Consider the following 22,730-nt stretch of genomic DNA (forward strand, 5'->3'; position numbering starts at 1 on the left):
TCACCCCGCAGCCTCACCCAGATCCTCGCCCGCAGGCGGCATGTTGTGACCCAGCAAGCGCAGCACGTCCGCTGCACATTCGACCACATTGCTGCCGGGGCCATAGATGCCCTGCACCCCGGCATCGCGCAGGAAGTCGTAATCCTTCTGAGGGATCACGCCGCCGGCGATCACCTTGATGTCGCTGCGGCCCGCGTCCTTTAGCAGGCCGATCAGTTCGGGGATCAGCGTCTTGTGTCCTGCCGCAAGGCTGCTGGCGCCAATGGCATCCACGTCGTTCTCCAGCGCCATGTCGCGGGTTTCGGGCGGCGTCTGGAACAGCGGGCCGGACAGCACCTCGAAGCCCATGTCGCTTAAGGCAGATGCGATCACGTTCGCGCCGCGGTCGTGCCCGTCCTGCCCCATCTTCGCGACCATCAGCCTCGGCGCGCGGCCGAGGCGGCGTTCCACCGCCTTCACGCCTTCCACGACCTGCGCGTAGCGGTCGTCGCCTTCATAGGCCTGCGAATAGATGCCGCGAACCGGTGTCGGCATGGTGTCGTAACGGCCGAACACATCTTCCATCGCGTAGGAAATTTCGCCCAGCGTGGCATCGTGGCGAGCGGCATCGACGGCGAGTTGCAGCACATTGCCGCCACCCTTCGAACCGTCCGTCAGCGCCTGCAAAGCTGCGTGGCATGCTGCCTCGTCGCGTGCGGCGCGGACCTTTTCGAGCCGAGCTATCTGGCTCGCCCGCACCGCATGATTGTCGATGTCGAGCGTGTCGATCTCGTCTTCCGTTTCGCGGCGGTACTTGTTCACGCCGACGATCACCGTCTCGCCCCGGTCGACACTGGCCTGCTTGGCTGCGGCGGCGCTTTCGATGGCGGCCTTGGGCTTCCCGCTGGCGACATAGGCGGTCATTCCGCCTGCCGCCTCCACTTCGCCGAGCATGACGCGCGCCTGTTCGACCAGCGCATCGGTGAGGCTTTCGACATAATAGCTGCCGCCCAGCGGATCGGCGACATGGGTGATGCCGGTTTCCTCCTGGATCACCAATTGCGTGTTGCGCGCGATGCGGGCGGAAAAATCGCTCGGCAAGGCGATCGCCTCGTCCAGCGCATTGGTGTGCAGGCTCTGCGTGCCGCCCAGCACCGCCGCCATCGCTTCCACCGTGGTGCGGATGACGTTGTTGTAGGGGTCCTGCTCCTGCAGGCTGACGCCGCTGGTCTGGCAATGCGTGCGCAACATCTTGGACTTGGCATCCTGCGCCCCCAAGCCTTCCATCACGTCGTGCCACAACTTGCGGGCGGCGCGCATCTTGGCGATCTCCATGAAGAAATTCATGCCGATGCCCCAGAAGAAGGACAGGCGCGGCGCGAAAGCGTCGATGTCCAGCCCCGCTTCCATCGCGCGTTTGGCGTATTCCTTGCCGTCCGCAATGGTGAAGGCGAGTTCCTGCACGGCCGTCGCCCCGGCTTCGTGCATATGGTAGCCCGAGATGGAAATACTGTTGAATTTCGGCATGTTCGCCGACGTATAGGCGATGATGTCCGACACGATGCGCATGCTCGGTTCGGGCGGGTAGATGTAGGTGTTGCGGACCATGAACTCCTTCAGGATGTCGTTCTGGATGGTCCCCGCAAGTTTCTCCTGGCTCACGCCCGCACGTTCGGCGGCGACGATGTAGAAGGCCATGATCGGGATGACCGCGCCGTTCATCGTCATCGACACGCTCATGGTATCCAAGGGTATCTGGTCGAACAGGATCTCCATGTCGCGCACGGTGTCAATGGCGACACCCGCCTTGCCGACATCGCCGGTGACGCGGGGATGGTCGCTGTCATAGCCGCGATGAGTAGCCAGATCGAAGGCGACGGACAGGCCCTTCTGCCCCGCCTCCAGATTGCGGCGATAGAAGGCGTTGGATTCCTCGGCGGTCGAGAATCCCGCATATTGGCGGATCGTCCACGGACGACCAGTGTACATGCTGGCATAGGGCCCACGCGTGTAAGGCGCGAAGCCCGGCATGCCGGGGTCGAGATCAACGGTATCTTCACTGGTGTACAGCGGCTTTACCGCGATGCCTTCCGGCGTGTGCCAGGTGAGGTCGCGGCCCTTTACCTCCTTGTCGGCGGCGGCCTGCCAGTCAGCGGGGGTGGCATTCTTGCTCATCATTGCCCTTTGAAAGCAGGCTTGCGCTTGGCGAGGAAAGCCATGCCGCCTTCCGCCGCATCGGCGGAGGAGCCGGCCAGCCGCTGGCCCTCTGCCTCGGCATTCAGCGCCTCGGCGAAGCTGGCGTCGAGCGCGGTCAGAAGGTTGCGGCGCATGGCACCGTAAGCCACCGTGGGGCCACTGGCGAGGCGCTGCGCCAGCGCATCGACCTCGCCCGACAACTGATCGTCGGCAACCGCCTTGTAGATCATGCCCCAGTCCTGTGCCTGCGCCGCGCCGATCTTTTCGCCCAGCATCATCATCTGCGTGGCGCGCGCCTTGCCGACGAGGCGGGGCAGCATCCAGCTGGCGCCGCCATCGGGCACCAGGCCGACATTGACGAAGGCCTGCAGGAAATAGCCGGATTCGCCCGCGATCACGAAATCCGCCGCCAATGCAATGGAGCATCCTACCCCGGCAGCAGGACCGTTGACGGCGGAGATCACCGGAATGTCGAGCCGCGCCAGCTTCATCATCAGCGGATTATACCGCGTAACCAGCGCGGCATAACTGCCCTGACCGCCATTCACCGGCCGATCACCGCGCGCCGCCAGGTCGGCCCCGGAACAGAATGCACGGCCTTCACCTGTCAGTACCAGCACACGGGCGCCGTCCAGCCGGTCCAGCGCGTCCATCATTTCATCCGCCATGTCGAGCGAGCAGGCGTTGAGCCGTTCGGGCCGGTTCAGGGTCAACCGGGCGACGTTGTCGGCGACCTCGAAACGGATTGTCTGATAATCGGCCATCAGTGTATGTCCTCTCGCTTGGGTTTCGGCGTTTCCATGATCTCGGTCAATTGCCCCATCATGTCCTTCGGGTGAAGGAAGAAGATCGGCGTGTCATGCGCTCCGATGCGCGTGGGGCCGAGGATGCGTTTGCCCTTGCCTTCGAACCACGCGCGCGCTTCCCCGATATCCTCCACTTCGTAACAGACATGATGCTGCCCGCCGAGCGGGTTCTTCTCCATGAAGGCGCGCAGGGTGGAGGTTTCGCCCAGCGGCTCGATCAGTTCAATCTGGGTGCCGTTCATGCCGCTGTCCGTCGGCGTGTTGACGAAGCACACCTTCACCCCCTGTTCTGGCAGGTCGAACGGGTCGGTAATGTAGGTCGCGCCCATTACCTCGCGGTAATAGACGATGCTGTCCGCGATGGAGGGCGTCGCGACGCCGATGTGGTTGAGACGGCCGAGCTTCATAAGCGCCTCTTCGCTCTTTTGTTCTGGGCATCGATGTAAATAGCGGATGGAGCTGTTGGAAACGGCATACTGTAATCCATCTCGATCTTGCCTTGCGCTCCAAATTGTAATAAATCCGCAAGAACAGGCGATGTACGCCCCAATCTCCTTTCAATCAAATTTCTGTCGAATTGTTTAGCTAATGCTGAAATGGTTCGAACATGCCCAAAGGCCTTGGCTGTCTGAATAGCCGAATATTCAGATTGCGCTATCACGATGCGCTCATCTTGGCGTGAGTTATAGACGCCAAAAATCTTGCTTTTGTCCGGATCTCCATCCGATACGAGCCGAAGATCTGGTTTCCCTGGCATATCAGCAATCACAACGGAATATTCCCATGCTTCTTCCATGGATTCTCCAGCACCTTGCCGCGTAGTTTGCGTAGCCCCAGCGCAATCCGGCGCCGGGTGGAATGCGGATAGATCACCTCGTCGATATAGCCGCGCGACGCCGCGACGAAGGGATTGGCGAAGCGGTCTTCATATTCCTTCGTCTTTTCAGCGATCTTTTCGGGATCGTCGCGGTCCTGCCGGAAGATGATCTCCACCGCGCCTTTCGCGCCCATCACCGCGATCTCGGCGGTGGGCCAGGCGTAGTTGAGGTCGCCGCGCAGATGCTTGGACGCCATGACGTCATAGGCACCGCCATAAGCCTTGCGGGTGATCACGGTGATCTTGGGCACGGTCGCCTCGGCATAGGCGAACAGCAGCTTCGCGCCGTGCTTGATGATGCCATTATGCTCCTGCCCCGTGCCGGGAAGGAAACCGGGCACGTCGACGAAAGTCAGGATCGGAATGTCGAACGCATCGCAGAAGCGCACGAAACGCGCGGCTTTCTTCGACGAATTGATGTCGAGCACGCCCGCCAGCACCATCGGCTGATTGGCGACCATGCCCACCGTGCGCCCCTCCACCCGGCCGAAACCGCAGAGGATGTTCCCGGCATGGGCAGGCTGCACCTCGAAGAAATCACCCTCGTCCAGCACCTTGGCGATGATTTCGTGCATGTCATAGGGCTGGCTGGCATTGTCCGGGATCAGCGTGTCGAGGCTTTCCTCCACCCGGTCCCAGGCATCGTCAGTCGGGCGTTCGGGGACGCCCTCGCGGTTCGACAGCGGCAGGTAATCGAAAAACTGCCGCGTCTGCAGCAGCGTCTCGATATCATTTTCGAAAGCGAGATCGGCCACGCTGGTCTTGGTCGTATGCGTTACCGCGCCGCCGAGTTCCTCCTGCGTCACGACCTCGTTGGTGACGGTCTTCACCACTTCCGGGCCGGTGACGAACATGTAGGAGGAATCCTTCACCATGAAGATGAAGTCCGTCATCGCGGGGCTGTAGACTGCGCCGCCCGCGCACGGCCCCATGATCAGGCTGATCTGCGGCACCACGCCGCTGGCAAGCACATTGCGCTGGAACACTTCGGCATAGCCGCCGAGGCTGGCGACTCCTTCCTGGATGCGCGCGCCGCCGCTGTCATTGAGGCCGATGACCGGCGCGCCGTTACGCAGCGCCATGTCCATCACCTTGCAGATCTTTTCCGCGTGGCGTTTCGACAGGCTGCCGCCGAAGACGGTGAAATCCTGGCTGAAAACATAGACGAGGCGGCCGTTGATCGTGCCGCTGCCGGTGACCACGCCATCGCCGTAGAATTTCTGGTCCGCCATGCCGAAATCGACCGCGTCATGTTCGACGAACTGGTCGTATTCCTCGAAACTGCCTTCATCCAGCAGCACGTCCAGCCGTTCGCGCGCTGTCAGCTTGCCCTTCGCATGCTGCGCGTCGATCCGCTTCTGCCCCCCGCCCATCCGGGCTGCGGCGCGGCGACGTTCCATTTCGGCGATATTGGCGGACATTGGCGATCCTGCGGCTGGCATGCCGCTTGGTTCGGCATGGGAGAAGAAACTTACACCCATCGCCTAGCGAGTGGCGCGGTGCAGCGTCAATAGCCGCCGCGCCACGCGTCGCGAAGCCGTCAGACCTTGACGATGCGCTGGTCAATCAGGCTGCGGGCGGTGTCCACAATCGTCTGGGTGCAGTCGCGCATCGTCCAGCCGAGCACATTCTCGGCATGGCTGGAGTCGATCACCCGGACCCGGCCCGTCTCGGTTCTCAACTGCCGCATTTCCGGCATGAACACCGCCAGGATCGGCACGGCGAAACCGGGCATCCGGGTCGTCGGCACCTTGCGGGTTTCGCGCTCCGGCAACCGGCTGCGGAGCACCTCGGTGATCTGTTCCAGCCAGATAAACGGCCCGGAGGCTGCGAAACGTTCGCCCCTCACCTTTTCCGCCTCCGCTTCCAGCGCTTTCACATGCAGCGCAGCCACGTCGCGCACATCCACGATGCCCACGCCGACATGGGGGATCATTGGCATTGAACCGTCCAGCGCCTTTTTCACGAACTCGATCGATGTCGACAGATCCTCGTCATGGACGGGGCCGAGGACCGCGACCGGGTTGACCGAGCAATAGACCATGTCCGGCGCATTATCGCGTACCCAGTCGCGAGCCGCGAATTCGGCCAGCGTCTTGCTTTTCGCATAGGGCGCGACCTTCGGATCGGTCACATCGGTCCAGTCGGTATGGTCGAAATGGGTGCGGTCGCTGTCATGGTCATAGGCGATGGCCGCCGCGCTGGAGGTCTGCACGAAGCGGGTAACACCGGCTTCCCTGGCGAATCGCAACACGCGCAGTGTGCCTTCGCGGGCCGGGCGGATCAGTTCATCCTCGTCCTTCGGCACGCCCATCGGAAAGGGCGAGGCGACATGGGCAACGGCATCGCAGCCCTTCATCGCCTCGGCCCAGCCGTCGTCCGACAGCAGATCCGCCTTCATGATCGCGAGATCGTCGCCGGCTTGCGGAAACCGGCCGCGCAGCCGGCCGCCGCCCGCCGCCATGTCGCGGACCGTCGTCCGGACCTTCCAGCCGCTATCCAGTAACTGCCCGATCAATTCGCCTGCGATGTAACCCGTACCGCCCGTGACCAGAACCGTTCCTGCCATGATGTTTCTCCTCGTAACTGTGCATTGATGCATTGCCGGATGAACGCATGACCCTGCGGATCGTTCAGACAGGCCGCGCCGGCGTGGCTCAGCGCATCAGCACCAGCTCTTCCGCCATCGTCGGGTGAATGGCGACCGTGTTGTCGAAATCCTGCTTGGTCAGTCCGGCCTTCACCGCGACGGCAGCGGCCTGCATGATCTCGGGCGCGTCGGGGCCGATCATGTGAACGCCCACGATACGGCCATTCTCGCCATCGCAGACCAGCTTGTAGAGCCCGCGCTCGTTCCGCCCGGCGACCACGTTCTTCATCGGGCGGAAATCGGAGGTATAGACCTTGACGGTGCCCAGGCTGTTGCGGGCCTCCCCTTCGGTCATGCCGACCGCAGCGATGGGCGGATGACTGAAAACGGCGCTGGGAACGTGGTCGTAACTGACCGAGGTGGGCTCGTTCCCGAACACGGTGTCGGCAAAGGCCTGGCCTTCGCGAATGGCGACGGGGGTGAGCTGTATCCGGTCGGTCACATCGCCCACGGCGTAGATGTAATCGACGCTGGTCTTGCTGAACCGGTCGACCTTGACCTCGCCCTTATCCCCCAGTTCCACGCCAACCTGTTCAAGGCCGAGCCCTTCCGTGTTCGGAACCCTGCCGGTTGCGAACATGACGCAATCGACCTCGATATCGTCATGGTTCGTCATGGAAACGCGAAGGCAGCCGGCGTCGGTCTTCTCGATCTCCTTGAACTCGGCATGGAACTTGAAATCGATACCCTTCATCATCGATATCTGCAGCAGCCGGTCGCGGACCTGCTCATCATACTGCCGCAGCAGGGTGTCGCTGCGGTTGACGATGGTCACATGGGTGCCGAGTTCATTAAAGATCCCGGCGAATTCATTGGCGATATAGCCGCCGCCTGCGATCAGGATGCGTTCGGGCAATTTGTCGAGGTGAAACGCTTCGTTGCTGGTGATGCCATATTCATTCCCCGGGCATTGCGGCACATGAGGACGGGCGCCGGTGGCAATGAGGATGTGCCTGGCCGTAATAGCGGTGCCATCCGCCAGCGTGATCTCGTGATCGCCGGTGATGCGGGCGCGCTGGTGGATGATCTCGACGCCGTGGTTTTCCAGCGTATCCTTGTACAGCCCGTTCAGCCGGTCGACATCGCCGAGCACATTGTCGCGCAGCTTGACCCAGTCGAAGGTGGGGTTTTCGACAGTCCAGCCGAATTTCTGGCAATCCTCCAGATCCTCGGCGAAATGCGCCCCATAGACGAGCATCTTCTTGGGAACGCAGCCGCGGATGACGCAGGTGCCGCCGACCCGATATTCCTCCGCCACGGCCACTTTCGCCCCATGCGCAGCGGAAACGCGGGATGCGCGAACCCCGCCCGATCCGGCGCCGATGGTGAAGAGATCATAATCATATTCGGCCATGCAATACTCCTGTTCGCCCATGCGATCCCGGTCCATATGGGCGAGCCGCGCCGGCATGCCAACAGGAGCGCGGTTCCGCAACCGCCCCGGGCCAGCGATTCAGTCCAAGCCGGCGGCCTTCAGCAGCCCGCGCGTTCCGGCGTCGAAATCGCCCTCGCCCGCCTCGATCTCGTTGGCCATGCGCTTGCCCAGTTCGACCCCGAACTGGTCGAAAGGGTTGATGCCCATCAACACGGCATTGGCGAAGGTCCGGTGTTCGTGAAACGCGATCAGCGCGCCCAGCGTCGCCGCATCGATGTCGTCGCACAGGATGGTGGCGCTCGGCCGGTCGCCGGGGAAGTGGCGCGCCGGATCCTTGCCCTTGGCGCCTGCCATCAGCGCCGCCCCTTGCGCGAAGCAATTGGTCAGCAGGATGCGGTGATGCGCCGGGTCGAGATCGTCGCCGGGCGCGATGCTGGCGATGAAATCCACCGGCACCAGATGCGTACCCTGATGCAGCAGTTGAAACACTGCGTGCTGGCCGTCCGTACCCACTCCGCCCCAGGTGATCGGCGCGGTGGGACCGGTCACCGGATGCCCCTGGGCCGTCACCCGCTTGCCGTTGGATTCCATCTCCAGCTGCTGCAGGTAGTCAGGAAACAGCTCCAGCCGTTCGTCATAGGCGAACACCGCCCGCGTCTGGCACTTGCGGATTTCGGCATAATAGCGATCGGCGAAGGCGGCTCGCAGCGGCAGATTATCCCGCCCTTCCGCGTCGCGAAAATGTTCGTCCACCGCCCGTGCGCCGCCGAGGAACTGTGCGAATTCATCCCAGCCCACCGCCAGCGCCAGCGGAAAACCGATCGACGACCAGAGCGAATAGCGCCCGCCGACCGCCGGCGAAAAGGGCAGCACCCGCGTTTCGTCGACGCCCCAATCGACGGCCTTTTCCGGCGAGGCGGTCAGCGCGATGACACGCCCCTGCGGATCGGCAACGCCATTGTCGCCCAGCCATTTCAACGCACTGGCCGCATTGGTCATGGTTTCGATCGTCGTAAAAGTCTTGCTGGCGACGGCGATCAGGGTCGTGGCCGCATCGCAGGCAGCGAAGGCGGCTTCGAGCGCCAGCCCGTCGATGTTCGACACGACATGCACGTCCACGAGGGCGAGGTCGCGGGTGAGCGCATCCACCGCCAGTGCAGGCCCGAGCGCGCTGCCGCCGATGCCGATATGGATAAGATGACGGATTTCGCCCAATGCACCCTCATGGATCGCCTCGACCAGCAATTTCATGCGGCGGCGGAGCGCCGCCGCTTCCTCGACCGCCGCTTCATCGCCCACGCCGCGCTGCGCTATGTGTTCGGCGGCACGACCTTCCGTCACATTGACGATCTCGCCTGCGAACAGCGCCTCGCGCGCCGCGGAAAAGCCCATCGCCTCGGCGTGTTCCTCGAAATCGCCCAGCAACGCCGTGTCGAGATGGGTTTTCGACCAGTCGCACAACATCCCGGCGCGGGGCGCATCGGGACCAGCCTCGTCGGTCACTCCGACAGGCCATTCGATCCGTGAGGCAAGCGCCTCGACGCGGCCCGGATCATCCGCGAACAGTTCCTTCAGAGTGCGAACCTGTCGCCCGGCGATCCGATCCATGATGTCCTGCGCTTTCGTGGATTGGGCCGGGTCGCTCATCGAATTTCCTTTCCTACCGTGCCCTGCCGCGACTAGGGAATGCGGCCATGATTTGGAAGGATGAAAAGGGCTCCGTCCCGATGATGCAACCCAGCCGCCTCACCCTCCTGACCGGCGACCCTTCGTGAGCGAACCCGCCATCGCGTCACAGGACCGCGTTTCGGAGCAATCGCCCGCGGATCACGACGGAAAGAAGACGAAGGAGGAGGAAAGCTTTCTTATCTTCGTGCTGAAATTGGCGCTGATCGTCATCATCTTCCGCAGTTTCATCTTCTCGCCGTTCAACATCCCGAGCGAAAGCATGCTGCCCCGGCTGATGAACGGCGACTATCTGCTCGCCGCTAAATGGTCGTATGGCTACACCAGCAATTCGCTGCCGCTGAATGCACCGCTGATCCCGGAGCGCATCTTCGCAGACGATCCGGAGGCAGGCGATGTCGTGATCTTCCGGCACCCGGTCGATGGAACCGATTACATCAAGCGGGCCATCGCCCTTCCCGGCGACACGGTCGAACTGCGCGACGGCACAGTCTATCTGAACGGCGAGGCCCTGCCCCGCCGCCGCCTCGACGATCTGCTGGTGCCGATCTCGGCAAATACGGATTGCCATCCCGCCGCACAGGTCGCGCGGGTGGAAGGCGCACTTTTCTGCCGCTACATCCGATTTGCGGAAATGCTGCCGAATGGCCGCACCTACGAAATCATCGACCTCGGCACCGGGCCTGCCGATAATTTCGGACCGGTCATCGTGCCCGAAGGCCACTTCTTCGCCATGGGCGACAATCGCGACAATTCGCAGGACAGCCGCTTCGTTGCCGCGCCGGGCGGCGGCATCGGCATGGTGCCGCTGGACAACCTGGTCGGCCGGGCCACCGTTCTGATGTGGTCCACCGACGGATCGGCGGAATGGCTGCTGCCCTGGACCTGGTTCTCCGCCGCCCGCTGGAGCCGGATCGGCGATCTCATATGAAAACCGAAACCGTGCAGTGGCTGGCACAATTCGGCATCGAACCGGCGGACCGCGACCTCTGGAAACAGGCGCTTACGCACGGCAGCTATGGCACCGACGAACCCGATTACGAACGGCTGGAGTTTCTGGGCGACAGGGTGCTGGGCATCGCGATTGCGGACTGGCTCTATCAGCGCAATACCGGCTCTGAAGGCACGCTTTCGCAGCGCCTGAATGCGCTGGTCAGCCGTGCCACCTGCGCCCGCGTGGCGCGGCGCATCGGCCTCCCCGAACATGTCCGCATGGGCAAGCAGGCCCGCGACGATGGCGGCGCCGACAGCGACAATATCCTGGGAGACGTCATGGAAGCCCTGCTGGGGGCAAGTTTCGTCGAACGCGGCTTCGAAGCGACACGGGAATGGGTCCGCACCATCTGGGCGGTGGAAGTCGAGGGCAAGGCCGGGATCGCCAAGCATCCGAAATCCGCCTTGCAGGAATGGGCCGCGGGCAACCGGCGCAGGATGCCGGATTACGAGGTGGTCGACAAATCCGGCCCCGATCATTCCTCGAGGTTTACGGTCAGGGTCAGCGTTCCCAATGTGGGCGCGGCGCAGGCCACCGCATCCAGCAAGCAGGAGGCGGAAACCGCCGCGGCAAAGAAATTCATGGAGCGTTACGGATGAACGAGCAGAAGCAGTCCTATTGCGGCGTAGTCGCGGTGATCGGCGCGCCGAATGCCGGCAAATCGACGCTGGTGAACCAGCTGGTCGGCCAGAAAGTCGCCATCACCAGCGCCAAGGCGCAGACTACCCGCGCCCGGCTGATGGGCATCGCGCTCGATGGCCCGGTGCAGATGATCCTGGTGGACACGCCGGGGATCTTCGCGCCCAAACGCCGTCTCGATCGGGCGATGGTCAGCGCCGCCTGGGAAGGCACGAGCGAGGCCGACGCCATCCTGCTGGTGGTGGACCCTGTAAAGCAGCGCCGGCACGAGCTGGAGCCGCTCCTCACCGCCCTGAAGGACCGCCCCGAACGCAAGCTGCTGGCGCTGAACAAGGTGGATATCGCGGTGAAGGAGCCGCTGCTCGCGCTCGCGCAGGATCTCGGCGGCAAGGCCGATTTCGACGAGATATTCTTCATTTCCGCCAAGACCGGCGACGGAGTCGCGGGCCTGAAGCAGCATCTGGCGGGAGAAATGCCGCCGGGGCCGTGGCATTATCCCGAAGACCAGGTTTCAGATGCGAGCGAACGCCTGCTGGCGGCGGAGATCACCCGCGAACAGCTTTACCAGCAATTGCACGAGGAGCTGCCCTATGACAGCGCGGTGCGGCCCGAAAGCTACACCGAAAAGCGTGATGGCAGCGTCGAGATCAGGCAGCAGATCGTCATCGCCCGCGAAAGCCAGCGCCCCATCGTGCTCGGCAAGGGCGGGCAGCGCATCAAGGCCATCGGCGAGGCTGCTCGCAAGGAGCTGAGCGAGCTGCTCGGCCGCAAGGTCCACCTGTTCCTGCATGTGAAGGTGGACGAACGCTGGGCCGACGACAAGGAGATCTTCGAGGAGATCGGCCTCGACTGGGGTAAGTAAGGCGAGGTTCCGCTAGCGCTTCTTGGCGATTGCGATCTTGTTCTTCTTAGCGAAGTCCTTTGTCGACTCCTCGCTGCGCCCCAGCGCCTTGGCGATCTGTTTAAGCCCCTGACCCTTGCCGGCGAGCAGGCGCAATTTGCCCGCCTCCTCGCCGTTCCAGGGCTGCTTGTGCCTCTCGAACTTGTCGGCAGCCATCACTCCGCCTCCGCTTCGGCTGGCTTCTTCGCGGGCGCTTTTCTGGCGGCCGGCTTTTTGGCGGCGGTTTTCTTTGCCGGTGATTTTTTGGCCGCAGCGTTCTTCGTTGCCGCCTTCTTCGCGGGCGATTTCTTCTTGGCGGGTGCCTTGCGCTTCTTCTTGACCGGCCCCTTCGCCACCCGGGCGTCGATCAGGCCGATCGCCTGTTCTTCGGTCAGATCCTCGGGCTTGATATCCTTCGGGATCGTCGCATTGGTCGTGCCGTCCGTGACATAGGGGCCGTAGCGCCCCGGCATCACCTTCATCTCGCCTTCGCTGGTGGGATGCTTGCCAAGCTCCTTGATCGGTTCCGCCTTCTGGCGCGCGCCGCCCTTGCGATTGGCCGCTTCCGCCAGCAGCGACACCGCCGCGTTCATGCCGGTTTCGAACACGTCGCGCGTGCCTGCCAGCTTCGCATATTTGCCGTCATGGCGGAGGTAAGGCCCGTAGCGTCCGATCGCCGCCTCGATCGGCTTGCCGGTTTCGGGATGGTCGCCGACGATACGCGGCAGGCTGAGCAGTTTCAGCGCCCATTCGAGGTCGAAATCGTCGAGATCCTTGGGGATGGAGGCCCGCTTGGCCTCCTTGCCCTCGCCCAGTTGCACATAGGGGCCGAAGCGGCCCGTCTTGCGCTCCACCGGCAGATCGGTTTCCGGATCGACGCCCATCGTCTGGTCTTCCGCCGCATCCTCGCCATCGGCGCCCGGCTGGGCGAATCGGCGGGTGAACTTGCAGTCAGGATAGTTCGAGCAGGCGACGAAGGCGCCATATTTTCCGCCCCGCAGCGCCAGTTGCCCGACCTCGCATTTCGGACACAGGCGCGGGTCCGTGCCGTCGGCTTTCGGCGGGAACAGGTAGTCGGACAGATATTCGTCCAGCACCTTCGTCACTTCCGAAGGCTGCTGCTCCATCACCTCGTCCGTCTTCGGCTTGAAGTCGCGCCAGAACTGGGTGAGCAGATGCTTGTAAGCCTCGCGCCCGCCGGACACCTCGTCGAGTTCGTCCTCCATCCCGGCCGTGAAATCATAGGCGACGTAGCGTTCGAAGAACCGTTCAAGGAACGAGGTCAGCAATCGTCCGCTTTCCTCGGCGAAGAAGCGGTTCTTTTCCATCCGCACGTAATCGCGATCGCGCAAGGTCTGGATGGTCGATGCGTAAGTGGAGGGCCGCCCGATGCCGAGTTCCTCCAGCCGTTTGACCAGGCTGGCTTCGGAAAAGCGCGGCGGAGGCTGGGTGAAATGCTGGTTGGCCTCGACCTGCTTCTTGGCCGGGCTGTCACCCTTCGCCATCTGCGGCAGCAAGCCGCTTTCGTCGTCATCGTCCTTCGTGTCGCGGCCTTCCTCGTAAACCGCCAGGAAGCCCGGGAACTTCACCACCTGTCCCGTCGCGCGCAATTCGTGCAGGCCTGCCTTGTCGCGCATGGTCACGGTCGTGCGTTCGAGATTGGCGGCAGCCATCTGGCTCGCCATCGCGCGTTTGAAGATCAACGAGTAGAGCTTCGCCTCGTCGCCCGATCCGGCGCGGTCCCTGGTGAAATCGGTCGGGCGGATCGCCTCATGCGCTTCCTGCGCATTCTTGGCCTTGGTCGAATAATGGCGCGGTTTCTCGGGCAGATAATGCCCGTCATAGCGATCGGCCACGGCCTTGCGACAGGCGGAAATCGCGCTGCCATCCATCTGCACGCCGTCCGTCCGCATGTAGGTGATGGCGCCCGCTTCATACAGATTCTGCGCCAGGCGCATGGTGTGGCTGGCGGAATAGCCCAGCTTGCGCGCGGCTTCCTGTTGCAGGGTCGATGTCGTGAACGGCGGCGAGGGGTGCCGTTTCAGCGGCCTGGTCTCGATCTCCTCGATCGTGAACAGCGCCTGTTCGACCGCGGCCTTGGCGGCAAGCGCGGTGCCTTCCTCGCCGATGGTCAGCTTCTCCAGCTTCTTGCCGTCATAGCGCACCAGCCGGGCATCGAAAGCAGTGCCGTCCTGCTCCATCTGCGCGGTGACCGACCAATATTCCTGCGGCTTGAATGCCTCGATCTCACGCTCGCGGTCGACGATGATCCGCAACGCCACCGACTGCACCCGCCCCGCGCTCTTCGCGCCCGGCAGCTTGCGCCACAGGATGGGCGAGAGGGTGAAACCGAACAAATAATCCAGCGCGCGGCGGGCAAGATAGGCGTCGATCAGATCGCCATCCAGATCGCGGGGCTTCTTCATCGCATCGGTCACGGCCTGCTTCGTGATCGCATTGAAGGTGACGCGCTCGACATCGGCGGGCAGCGCCTTCTTCTTCTGTAGCAATTCGCGCACATGCCATGAAATCGCCTCCCCCTCGCGGTCGGGGTCGGTGGCCAGGATCAGGCGCGTCGCCTTCTTCGCGGCGTCGGTGATTTCCTTCACCCTCGCCGTCTTGTCGCGATAGGTCTCCCAATCCATCGCGAAATCCTCGTCGGGCCGCACCGAACCATCCTTGGGCGGCAGGTCGCGGACATGGCCGTAGCTGGCCAGGACCTTGAAATCCTTGCCGAGATATTTCTCGATGGTTTTCGCCTTGGCAGGCGATTCGACGATGACGAGTTGCATAGAGTTAAAGCGATCCTTGACGGTGCGGCCCGAATGGCGGGCCCTTTCATGTGTACGCGCGAGGGTGGTTCCGCAAGGCGCGGCGCGTCAACCGTGTTTTCTCACGTCAGGCAAGGAGGGCGCCGGTTCATCCCGCCAGCCGCACCTTGCCGCCCGCCCCGCGTTCGAGCCTGCCGGCCAGTTCCAGTTCGAGCAGTGCCAGTTGCACCGACGCCGCCCCGCTGCCCGACTGGCGGATGAGTTCATCCACCGCGACCGGCGCATTGGTCAGCAATTGTTCGACATCGGCGGGTTCGGCATCGGCCAGTTCATCCTCATAGGCATAAGGTTCAGGCGCGGCTTCGCGCAGCGACGAACGCGGGTTGCCGCCGAAGCCGGTCACGAGTTCGACCACATCGGCCGCCGATTGCACCAGCACCGCGCCTTCGCGGATCAGCAGATTGCACCCTTGCGACCGCGCATCGAGCGGGCTGCCGGGAATGGCCATGACCTCGCGCCCGGCCTCGCCCGCAAGCCGCGCGGTGATAAGCGAACCGGATTTCGGCGCGGCTTCGACCACCAGCGTTCCCTGCGCCAGCCCGGCGATGATCCGGTTGCGACTGGGAAAATGACTGCCGCGCGGCTGCGTACCCGGCGGCTGTTCCGCCAGCAGCAGACCTTCTGTCGCCACGCGTTCCTGCAGGGCCTCGTGCTGCGGCGGATAGGCGATGTCGATGCCGCTGGCGATCACCCCGATGGTGGCCGGCAATGCCCCTTCATGTGCCGCACCGTCGATGCCGCGTGCAAGGCCGGATACCACCGCCAGCCCGCCTGCTGCCAGTTCCCCTGCGAAAGTTCGCGCCAGCCGCACCGCCGCTGCGGATGCGTTGCGCGCGCCGACAATGGCGATGCAGGGCCGCGCGGCCAATCCGATATCGCCGCGATACAGCAGGATCGGCGGCGCGCCCGAAATCTGCGCCAGGAGTTCCGGATAGCCGGGTGAATCATGAAAAAGGTAGCGCGCCCCGGCCTGTCTGGCCGCGGCGATCTCATCCTCTATCTTCCCGGAAGGAGCCGCCCGATAGCTTCGCTTGCCGGAGCGATCCAGCTCCGGCAAACCCTCCAGCGCCCGCCGTGCATCGCCGAAGCGCGCCAGCAACTGGCGGTAGCTGACCGGCCCCACATTCGGTGAACGCAACAGGCGGATGCGGGCAAACGCTTCCTCCTGTGTCAGCCGGTGCTCGTCCTTGATCGCCGTCTCAGCGGGCACCGATGCGTGGCTCCTCGCCGGCTAGCAGGCGGGCGATATTGGCGCGGTGCAGATAGAGGATGAGCAAAGCGATTATGATGAGAAACGGCACGAAGACGATCCAGCCCGTCAGAAACGCGATGACCGGCGCGGCAATGGCTGCCACCATCCCGGCCAGCGAGGATATCCGCCAGATCAGCAGCATCCCGATCCAGGCAAGCGCATAGGCTAGCCCGATCGGCAAGGCGAGGCCGAAGCACACGCCGGCACAGGTCGCCACGCCCTTTCCGCCGCGGAATTTCAGCCAGATCGGAAAACAGTGCCCCAGCACCGCGCCGATTGCGGCGAAACCGGCTGCGAATGGATCGTCCCAGATTGCCCAGGCGGCAAAAACCGGCGCGAAACCCTTGGCAAGATCGAGCAGCAGGGTGGCCGCCGCCAGCCCCTTGTTCCCGGTGCGCAGGACATTGGTGGCACCGATGTTGCCGGAGCCGATCTTTCGCACATCGCCCTTGCCCGCGGCCCTTGTCAGCAGCAGGCCGAAGGGGATGGACCCCAGAGCGTAGCCCAGCAATGCGGCGAGCAGGATTTCCATGGCTCGACAAACCCCCGTCAGCAAGGCGCGCCATGCGGCCACGCCTTTTCTTTTGCCGCTTGGTAGGTAAAAGGCAGCGCGTCGGCAAGCGCGGGAATGGGTGAGCGCAGCCCGGGGACATCAGGGAGGCCACGTGAACCGGACGAGCGCGCGCGCAGTCAGACCCGACGCACCAATCCTGCTGTTCGATTCCGGTGTCGGCGGGTTGTCGGTGCTGGCCGAACTGCGCGCCCTGCTGCCCGATGCGCCCATCATCTATGCCGCCGATCTGGCCGGTCTGCCCTATGGAGAAAAAAGCGAAGCCGAGATCGCCGCCCGCGTGTCCGGCCTGCTCGGACGCATGGCGGAACGGTTCGCCCCGCGCCTGATCTGCATCGCCTGCAATACGGCGTCGACCATCGCGCTCGGCATGGTGCGCGAGGTTCTGAACACGCCGATCGTCGGAACGGTGCCGGCCATAAGACCCGCCGCCGCCCTTACCCGCAGCGGGGTGATCGGCCTGCTGGGCACGGCGGCGACGATCCGGCAGGCCTATGTCGACGAACTGGAGGCGGCTTTCGCGCCGGACAAGCTGCTGCTGCGACACGCGGCGCCCGAACTGGTCGCGGCGGCGGAAAGCCGGTTGCGCGGCATTCCTGTCGAAAGGGACGTATTCCGCCGCGCTGCGGAAGGGCTGCGCGCGATGCCGGGCGGGGACAGGATCGACACGGTCGTCCTTGCCTGCACGCATTTTCCGCTGGTTGCCACCGATCTTGCAGACGCATTCGGCGCCGGAGTTCGCTTTATCGACGGAGCATCTGGCATCGCGCGGCGGATAGCAGATCTCACCCGCGACCAGCAATTCGCCCGCAGCGGCCCGGGCCTCGCGGTGACCAGCGGGCCGCTCGATGAACTTGAGCGGCTTGCCGAAGCGTTTGCCGCTTACGGCATCGAAGACTTGACCGCGCTTTAACGCGAATCATTCGCAAAGATCGCGGTGGCATTTACGCGATTTCGGGCTTAGAACCTGGCTATTCGCTGCCGGGGGCGTCCGGCGCAACGCACGGAATATCCGTTGAACTACGACCAGATTTTCGACCAGGCGATAGTCCGGCTCCATGCCGAAGGGCGGTACCGGGTATTCATCGACATCTTGCGCAACAAGGGTGCCTACCCAAATGCCCGTTGCTTTCATGGGCACAACGGGCCGAAGCCGATCACCGTCTGGTGCTCGAACGACTATCTCGCCATGGGGCAGCACCCCAAGGTGATCGCCGCGATGGAAGAAGCGCTGCACGATGTGGGTGCAGGTTCCGGCGGCACTCGCAACATCGGCGGCAACACGCATTTCCATGTGCAGCTCGAACGCGAACTGGCCGATCTGCATGGCAAGCAGAGCGCCTTGCTGTTCACCAGCGGCTATGTGTCGAACGACGCGACTCTCTCGACCCTGGCGAAGCTGCTGCCCGGCTGCGTGATCTTCTCCGATGAACTGAACCACGCCAGCATGATCGCAGGCATCCGCAATTCGGGCTGCGTCAAGCGCGTGTGGCGGCACAACGATCTCGCCGATCTGGAACGCCTGCTGGCAGCAGAAGATATCGATACGCCCAAGGTGATCGCGTTCGAAAGCGTGTATTCAATGGATGGCGACGTCGCGCCGATCCATGCCATCTGCGACCTTGCCGAAAAATACAATGCACTGACCTATATCGACGAAGTGCACGCCGTGGGCATGTATGGGAAGCGCGGAGGCGGCATCTCCGAAAGGGACGAAGCGGCGCACCGCATCGACATTATCGAAGGCACGCTGGGCAAGGCGTTCGGCGTCATGGGCGGCTATATCGCCGCCGACAGCCGCATCGTGGACGTCATCCGTTCCTATGCTCCCGGCTTCATCTTCACGACATCGCTCAGCCCCGTGCTGGTGGCAGGCGTCCTTGCCTCTGTGCGGCATCTGAAATCTTCGAGCGCCGAACGCGATGCCCAGCAGGCGAATGCAGCGATGCTGAAGGCCAAATTGCGCGAAGCCGGGCTGCCGGTCATGGATTCGACGACGCATATCGTCCCGCTGATGGTAGGCGACCCTGTCCGTGCCAAGAAGATCAGCGACATTCTGCTGGCGGAATATGGCGTCTATGTGCAGCCGATCAATTTCCCGACCGTGCCGCGCGGGACGGAGCGCCTGCGATTCACGCCCGGCCCCGCGCATGACGAGGCGATGATGACGGAACTGACGGGTGCGCTGGTGGAGATCTGGGACAGGCTCGAAATGGACCTGCGCCGGGCCGCATGAACCACGCGGCACCCAGTTTCGATGCCGTCGTCGAAGGCCGTCGGTCCATCCGGGGTTTTCTGGATAAGCCGGTGCCGCGCGAACTGATCGAGGAAGTGCTGGCACTTGCCATGCGCGCGCCGTCCTCTTTCAACAATCAATGCTGGAACTTCACCGTGGTCAGCGGTGAGCCGCTGGACCGGATCAGGCGAGGCAATACGGAAGGCATCCTGGCCGGTACGCCCGACAGCCGTGAATTCCGCACCCATGGCAAGCAGTCCGGCGATCACCGCACACGGCAGGTCGAGGTCGCCAAGCAATTGTTCGGTGCCATGGGCATCGCCCGCGAAGACAAGGAAGCACGGCAGGACTGGGTGCTGCGCGGATTTCGCCAGTTCGATGCGCCGGTTTCCATCGTCGTCACTTACGACCGCGATCTGCTGGGCAGCGATGTCGCGCCCTTCGATTGCGGCGCCGTTACCAATGCGCTGGTCAATGCCGCGTGGTCGCGCGGCCTTGGCTGCGTCATCAATAGCCAGGGCATCATGCAGTCGCCCGTCGTGCGGCGCGAAGCGAATATTCCCGACGATCAGGTCATCATGATCTGCGTCGCGATGGGCTGGCCGGACGAGGATTTTCCGGCAAATGCCGTGGTGTCCAACCGCAAGCCGCTGGATGCAGCGGCAAGCTTCGTCGGCTTTCCCGACTAGACTACAGGCATGAAACGGCCGCGGGCGCATGAGCAGCCCGCCGCCGTTTCGATCGCGCCTTAACGCAAACTCACCACATTGTCGCTGCTGCGCGGGTCCACCCGGTCACCGCGATACAGGCTCTCCATCGGTTCATCGGCCACTTCGAAGGCTTCCGCTGCCCCGAACCCGTTGAACGCGGTTTTCATGGCCGCGCCATAGGCACCCAGCATCCCGATCTCGATATAATCGCCCGCCTGGATGTCGGACGGGAGCATGAACGGCCCCTTCATGAAATCCGCATCGTCGCAGGTCGGGCCGTAGAACGAGAATTCGGCTGTGCCTTCGATCAGATCGTCCTCGAGCGCGTTTACGGGGAAACGCCATTCGACATGCGCCGCGTCGTAGAGTGCGCCATAGGCACCGTCATTGATGTAAAGCTCGTCCCCGCGCCGCTTTTCGACCTTGACGATCAGCGAACTATATTCCGCGCAGAGCGCCCGGCCCGGCTCGCACCACAATTCGCTGGAATAGGAAATCGGCAGCGATTCGCTGGCGCGGAAGATCACGTCGAAATAATCCTCCAGCGGCGGCGGCTCCATGCCGGGATAGGACGACGGGAAGCCGCCGCCGACATCGATGATGTCCACGGTAACGGAAGCGTCGACGATGGCGGCGCGCACCCGCTCCAGCGCCTGTACATAGGCGAAGGGCGTCATGGCCTGACTGCCGACGTGGAAGCAGATGCCGAGCGCGTCGCAATGCTGGCGCGTGGCCTGCAGCAGCGGTGCCGCATCGGCAAGATCGACGCCGAATTTCGACGCGAGCGACAATTCGCTGAATTCGCTGGATACGCGCAGGCGAACACAGAGCGACAAATCTTCCGCCGGATTGCCGGCTTCATCGCAGCACGCCAACACGATCTTCTCCAGTTCCTCGATCGTGTCGAGGCTGAAGGTGCGGACGCCGTGCGTGTGATAGGCTTCGGCAATCGCGCGGGCCGTCTTTACCGGATGCATGAAGCACAAGGTGGCCTTCGGCAAGGTGGCTCGCACCAGCCGCACCTCGGCAATGGACGCCACGTCGTAATGCGTCACGCCGTTGTCCCACAAGATCTGCAGCAGATCCGGCGACGGGTTCGCCTTCACCGCGTAGAGCGACTTGCCGGGAAAGTTGGACGTGAAGAAACGCGCCGCCCGGGCTGCTGCCTGCGGACGGTTGAGGATGACCGGTTCGTCGGGCGCAAGGGCCCGGACTACAGCCTTGGCGTCAGGAAATTGGTGCAATTCAAGGGACCCCCAAACGGTTCGATATGGTGACGCTGCCTTGCGGTCGGGAAGTCCCCCCTGAAGCGGGGCTTGGCAGCAGGTGGCGCATATAGGCGCCGGCGGCTGAACTGCAAGTGAAAATAGCACGGCTGAGGCGCAGAAACCGGGTGCCATTCACCGCGCGATACCGCGTATTCCGCCCTTCAGCTCAGCCGGCCCCGGAAGTCCTCGTAACCGAAGCTTTTCACCTGCTCCAGAACATCCATTTCGCTGTCCCACAGCCAGATGGACGGCAGGGGCACGCCATTGAACGTGTTGGTCTTCACCATTGAATAATGCGCCTGGTCGAGAAACGCGATCCGCTCCCCCGCCTCGCAGGGCACCGGCAGCGCATAATCACCAATGACATCGCCGGCGAGGCAGGACGGTCCGCCGAGCCGCACCAGTTCGCCCGCCGCCTGCTCTTCCGCAGTTTCGCCGAGCATCGCTGGCCTGTAAGGTGCCTCGATCACGTCGGGCATGTGGCAGGTGGCGGAAATGTCGGTAATGGCGAAGCGAGTCTCGTTCACGCCGGTATCGAGGATCGTACCCACCAGAATACCCGCATCCAGCGCCACGGCCTCGCCCGGTTCGAGGTAGATTTCCGCCCCGGTGTCTTCCTTCGCATCGCGCAGGAATGCGACCAGTTCCTCGCGCTGGTAATCGGCGCGGGTGATATGATGCCCGCCGCCCATGTTGATCCATTTCAGCTGGCCGAAATACGGCTCGATCGCGTCGAAAACCTTGTCCCAGGTGCGCTGCAACGGCTCCAGATCCTGCTCGCACAGATTATGGAAATGGATGCCGTCCACGCCTTCCATCATCTCCTCCGTCAGCTGGTCGAGCGGAAAGCCGAGGCGCGAACCGGGGCTGGAGGGATCGTAACGCGGCACCTCGCCGGTCGGCACCTGCGGGTTGATGCGAAGGCCGATGTCGAAATCGCCGCCCGTCGCCCTGCCCTGTTCGAGGATCAGCGCGGCGCGTTGCAACTGGCCGGGCGAATTGAAGATGACGTGGTCCGAAAGGCGGCAGATTTCCTCCAGCTCGTCCGGCTTGTAGGCGGCGCTGTAGGTGGCGATCTCGCCGTCGTAGAATTCGCTGGCAAGGCGCGCTTCCCACAGGCCCGACGCGCAGGCGCCGTCCAGATATTCACCGATGATCGGCGCGGCGCTCCACATGGAGAACGCCTTCAGCGCCGACAACACCTTGATGTCCGCCGAATCGCGTATGTCGGCCAGAATTCGGCAGTTCGCGCGCAGCTTCGCCGCATCCACGACAAAGGCGGGGCTGTCGACACGGCCCAGATCGAACTGCGCGAAGGCTCCGGGATCTCCGGCTCTGGTTTCCATCAGTCCACGCACAATCCGCGAAGGATTGCTCCATTCTCGACAGTGCCGAAGCAGCCGAACAGCGCATCGTCGCGCTGACAGATGCCGGTGCTGTTCCCGCTTTTGTGCATTTCTGCGGCACCTTCGACGATGCAATCCCCCTCGTAATCCGACCCGTCGGAGCAAGCCTTTCCTGCGTCAGGATACGGCGTGACGCAGAGTTCCGCATTCCTGCGCCCGCGCCGTTCGACATATCCACCAGCAGCCTCGCACGCAGCGCGCCGGCTCGCGGTCATCGACACATCCGGATCGATCGGTTCGCCCGGCGCGCCGTTCAAAGCCGGACCTGCGGGACGAGCCGGGCCGCCCGGATCGGGCGTTGCTACCTGTTCGGCCGGAGCGCAGGACGCCAGGGAGAACAGCAGCGCGGCGAATGGAAGATGGCAAAGCTTCAT

At 63.4% G+C, this 22,730-nt stretch carries 21 protein-coding genes; 6 read left to right on the top strand and 15 right to left on the bottom strand.

The genetic code is table 11. From position 1 onward, the window contains the following. The 8 genes from scpA to pgi all read right to left on the bottom strand — a co-directional run bounded on the left by scpA (position 1) and on the right by pgi (position 9,530). Positions 1–2,157 (bottom strand): methylmalonyl-CoA mutase, encoded by a 2,157-nt coding sequence (gene scpA / locus HG250_RS03300; RefSeq protein WP_420821303.1) that lies wholly within the window; start codon positions 2,155–2,157, stop codon positions 1–3. Then, on the bottom strand, positions 2,154–2,939 hold the full coding sequence (locus HG250_RS03305) for an enoyl-CoA hydratase-related protein (protein WP_170002757.1): 786 nt from the start codon (positions 2,937–2,939) through the stop codon (positions 2,154–2,156). Before HG250_RS03305 ends, scpA begins: the two co-directional genes overlap by 4 nt. Then, positions 2,939–3,388, bottom strand: coding sequence for a VOC family protein (locus HG250_RS03310; RefSeq protein ID WP_170002759.1), 450 nt, complete (start codon positions 3,386–3,388; stop codon positions 2,939–2,941). Before HG250_RS03310 ends, HG250_RS03305 begins: the two co-directional genes overlap by 1 nt. Beyond that, on the bottom strand, positions 3,385–3,777 hold the full coding sequence (locus HG250_RS03315) for a hypothetical protein (RefSeq protein ID WP_170002761.1): 393 nt from the start codon (positions 3,775–3,777) through the stop codon (positions 3,385–3,387). The genes HG250_RS03310 and HG250_RS03315 overlap by 4 nt, the downstream gene beginning before the upstream one ends. Beyond that, on the bottom strand, positions 3,747–5,279 hold the full coding sequence (locus HG250_RS03320; RefSeq protein WP_170002763.1) for an acyl-CoA carboxylase subunit beta: 1,533 nt from the start codon (positions 5,277–5,279) through the stop codon (positions 3,747–3,749). The genes HG250_RS03315 and HG250_RS03320 overlap by 31 nt, the downstream gene beginning before the upstream one ends. A 119-nt stretch (positions 5,280–5,398) precedes the next feature. Beyond that, positions 5,399–6,427 carry an NAD-dependent epimerase/dehydratase family protein gene (locus HG250_RS03325; protein ID WP_170002765.1) on the bottom strand — a complete coding sequence of 343 codons (1,029 nt, stop codon included), beginning with the start codon at positions 6,425–6,427 and terminating at the stop codon, positions 5,399–5,401. Positions 6,428–6,515: 88 nt separating this feature from the next. Continuing rightward, entirely contained in the window at positions 6,516–7,862 is a 1,347-nt protein-coding gene (gene gor, locus HG250_RS03330) for a glutathione-disulfide reductase (protein WP_170003028.1), read from the bottom strand. 99 nt (positions 7,863–7,961) lie between these two features. Further along, entirely contained in the window at positions 7,962–9,530 is a 1,569-nt protein-coding gene (pgi, locus tag HG250_RS03335; protein WP_170002767.1) for a glucose-6-phosphate isomerase, read from the bottom strand. A 124-nt stretch (positions 9,531–9,654) separates the two neighbouring features. Here pgi and lepB point away from each other — a divergent pair, with 124 nt between their 5' ends. The 3 genes from lepB to era are packed head-to-tail and all read left to right on the top strand — an operon-like array spanning position 9,655 to position 12,064. Further along, positions 9,655–10,500 carry a signal peptidase I gene (gene lepB / locus HG250_RS03340; protein WP_338103848.1) on the top strand — a complete coding sequence of 282 codons (846 nt, stop codon included), beginning with the start codon at positions 9,655–9,657 and terminating at the stop codon, positions 10,498–10,500. Further along, positions 10,497–11,162, top strand: coding sequence for a ribonuclease III (rnc, locus tag HG250_RS03345; RefSeq protein ID WP_170002769.1), 666 nt, complete (start codon positions 10,497–10,499; stop codon positions 11,160–11,162). Before lepB ends, rnc begins: the two co-directional genes overlap by 4 nt. Beyond that, positions 11,159–12,064 (top strand): GTPase Era, encoded by a 906-nt coding sequence (era, locus tag HG250_RS03350; protein ID WP_170002771.1) that lies wholly within the window; start codon positions 11,159–11,161, stop codon positions 12,062–12,064. Before rnc ends, era begins: the two co-directional genes overlap by 4 nt. A 12-nt stretch (positions 12,065–12,076) precedes the next feature. Here era and HG250_RS03355 read toward each other — a convergent pair whose 3' ends face one another. The 4 genes from HG250_RS03355 to plsY form a co-directional block, all read right to left on the bottom strand. After that, the gene (locus HG250_RS03355; protein WP_170002773.1) at positions 12,077–12,259 is read right to left on the bottom strand and encodes a hypothetical protein; all 183 of its coding nucleotides are present in this window, start codon (positions 12,257–12,259) and stop codon (positions 12,077–12,079) included. Beyond that, complete coding sequence (topA, locus tag HG250_RS03360; RefSeq protein ID WP_170002775.1) at positions 12,259–14,874, bottom strand: type I DNA topoisomerase; 2,616 nt, start codon at positions 14,872–14,874, stop codon at positions 12,259–12,261. The genes HG250_RS03355 and topA overlap by 1 nt, the downstream gene beginning before the upstream one ends. Positions 14,875–15,001: 127 nt before the next feature. Further along, the gene (gene dprA / locus HG250_RS03365) at positions 15,002–16,123 is read right to left on the bottom strand and encodes a DNA-processing protein DprA (protein WP_338103849.1); all 1,122 of its coding nucleotides are present in this window, start codon (positions 16,121–16,123) and stop codon (positions 15,002–15,004) included. Continuing rightward, complete coding sequence (gene plsY, locus HG250_RS03370; protein WP_170002777.1) at positions 16,113–16,697, bottom strand: glycerol-3-phosphate 1-O-acyltransferase PlsY; 585 nt, start codon at positions 16,695–16,697, stop codon at positions 16,113–16,115. Before plsY ends, dprA begins: the two co-directional genes overlap by 11 nt. Before the next feature lie 133 nt (positions 16,698–16,830). Here plsY and murI point away from each other — a divergent pair, with 133 nt between their 5' ends. From murI to HG250_RS03385, 3 genes are all read left to right on the top strand, one after another. Then, the gene (gene murI / locus HG250_RS03375) at positions 16,831–17,649 is read left to right on the top strand and encodes a glutamate racemase (RefSeq protein ID WP_170002779.1); all 819 of its coding nucleotides are present in this window, start codon (positions 16,831–16,833) and stop codon (positions 17,647–17,649) included. Positions 17,650–17,751: 102 nt separating this feature from the next. Then, on the top strand, positions 17,752–18,972 hold the full coding sequence (hemA, locus tag HG250_RS03380; RefSeq protein ID WP_170002781.1) for a 5-aminolevulinate synthase: 1,221 nt from the start codon (positions 17,752–17,754) through the stop codon (positions 18,970–18,972). Further along, complete coding sequence (locus HG250_RS03385) at positions 18,969–19,661, top strand: nitroreductase family protein (protein WP_170002783.1); 693 nt, start codon at positions 18,969–18,971, stop codon at positions 19,659–19,661. The genes hemA and HG250_RS03385 overlap by 4 nt, the downstream gene beginning before the upstream one ends. Positions 19,662–19,720: 59 nt before the next feature. On the opposite strand, the gene HG250_RS03390 is transcribed toward HG250_RS03385, so the two are convergent. The 3 genes from HG250_RS03390 to HG250_RS03400 all read right to left on the bottom strand — a co-directional run bounded on the left by HG250_RS03390 (position 19,721) and on the right by HG250_RS03400 (position 22,730). Beyond that, positions 19,721–20,926, bottom strand: coding sequence for a type III PLP-dependent enzyme (locus HG250_RS03390; RefSeq protein WP_170002785.1), 1,206 nt, complete (start codon positions 20,924–20,926; stop codon positions 19,721–19,723). A 185-nt stretch (positions 20,927–21,111) separates the two neighbouring features. After that, positions 21,112–22,296: a carboxynorspermidine decarboxylase gene (locus tag HG250_RS03395; protein ID WP_170002787.1), complete on the bottom strand. Its 1,185-nt coding sequence runs from the start codon at positions 22,294–22,296 to the stop codon at positions 21,112–21,114. Then, positions 22,296–22,730 carry a hypothetical protein gene (locus HG250_RS03400; RefSeq protein WP_170002789.1) on the bottom strand — a complete coding sequence of 145 codons (435 nt, stop codon included), beginning with the start codon at positions 22,728–22,730 and terminating at the stop codon, positions 22,296–22,298. The genes HG250_RS03395 and HG250_RS03400 overlap by 1 nt, the downstream gene beginning before the upstream one ends.

The organism is Pseudopontixanthobacter vadosimaris, assembly GCF_012979275.1.
Taxonomy (GTDB): Bacteria; Pseudomonadota; Alphaproteobacteria; order Sphingomonadales; family Sphingomonadaceae; genus Pseudopontixanthobacter; species Pseudopontixanthobacter vadosimaris.

What these genes read in the sequence shown, in the direction of transcription:
- HG250_RS03385 (WP_170002783.1), top strand. Translation starts at nt 18,969, where the DNA reads ATGAACCACGCGGCACCCAGTTTCGATGCCGTCGTCGAAGGCCGTCGG.
- HG250_RS03355 (WP_170002773.1), bottom strand. Translation starts at nt 12,259, where the DNA reads ATGGCTGCCGACAAGTTCGAGAGGCACAAGCAGCCCTGGAACGGCGAG.
- HG250_RS03325 (WP_170002765.1), bottom strand. Translation starts at nt 6,427, where the DNA reads ATGGCAGGAACGGTTCTGGTCACGGGCGGTACGGGTTACATCGCAGGC.
- topA (WP_170002775.1), bottom strand. Translation starts at nt 14,874, where the DNA reads ATGCAACTCGTCATCGTCGAATCGCCTGCCAAGGCGAAAACCATCGAG.
- era (WP_170002771.1), top strand. Translation starts at nt 11,159, where the DNA reads ATGAACGAGCAGAAGCAGTCCTATTGCGGCGTAGTCGCGGTGATCGGC.
- plsY (WP_170002777.1), bottom strand. Translation starts at nt 16,697, where the DNA reads ATGGAAATCCTGCTCGCCGCATTGCTGGGCTACGCTCTGGGGTCCATC.
- rnc (WP_170002769.1), top strand. Translation starts at nt 10,497, where the DNA reads ATGAAAACCGAAACCGTGCAGTGGCTGGCACAATTCGGCATCGAACCG.
- HG250_RS03395 (WP_170002787.1), bottom strand. Translation starts at nt 22,296, where the DNA reads ATGGAAACCAGAGCCGGAGATCCCGGAGCCTTCGCGCAGTTCGATCTG.
- HG250_RS03400 (WP_170002789.1), bottom strand. Translation starts at nt 22,730, where the DNA reads ATGAAGCTTTGCCATCTTCCATTCGCCGCGCTGCTGTTCTCCCTGGCG.
- HG250_RS03310 (WP_170002759.1), bottom strand. Translation starts at nt 3,388, where the DNA reads ATGAAGCTCGGCCGTCTCAACCACATCGGCGTCGCGACGCCCTCCATC.
- HG250_RS03305 (WP_170002757.1), bottom strand. Translation starts at nt 2,939, where the DNA reads ATGGCCGATTATCAGACAATCCGTTTCGAGGTCGCCGACAACGTCGCC.
- HG250_RS03320 (WP_170002763.1), bottom strand. Translation starts at nt 5,279, where the DNA reads ATGTCCGCCAATATCGCCGAAATGGAACGTCGCCGCGCCGCAGCCCGG.
- pgi (WP_170002767.1), bottom strand. Translation starts at nt 9,530, where the DNA reads ATGAGCGACCCGGCCCAATCCACGAAAGCGCAGGACATCATGGATCGG.
- gor (WP_170003028.1), bottom strand. Translation starts at nt 7,862, where the DNA reads ATGGCCGAATATGATTATGATCTCTTCACCATCGGCGCCGGATCGGGC.
- HG250_RS03315 (WP_170002761.1), bottom strand. Translation starts at nt 3,777, where the DNA reads ATGGAAGAAGCATGGGAATATTCCGTTGTGATTGCTGATATGCCAGGG.
- scpA (WP_420821303.1), bottom strand. Translation starts at nt 2,157, where the DNA reads ATGATGAGCAAGAATGCCACCCCCGCTGACTGGCAGGCCGCCGCCGAC.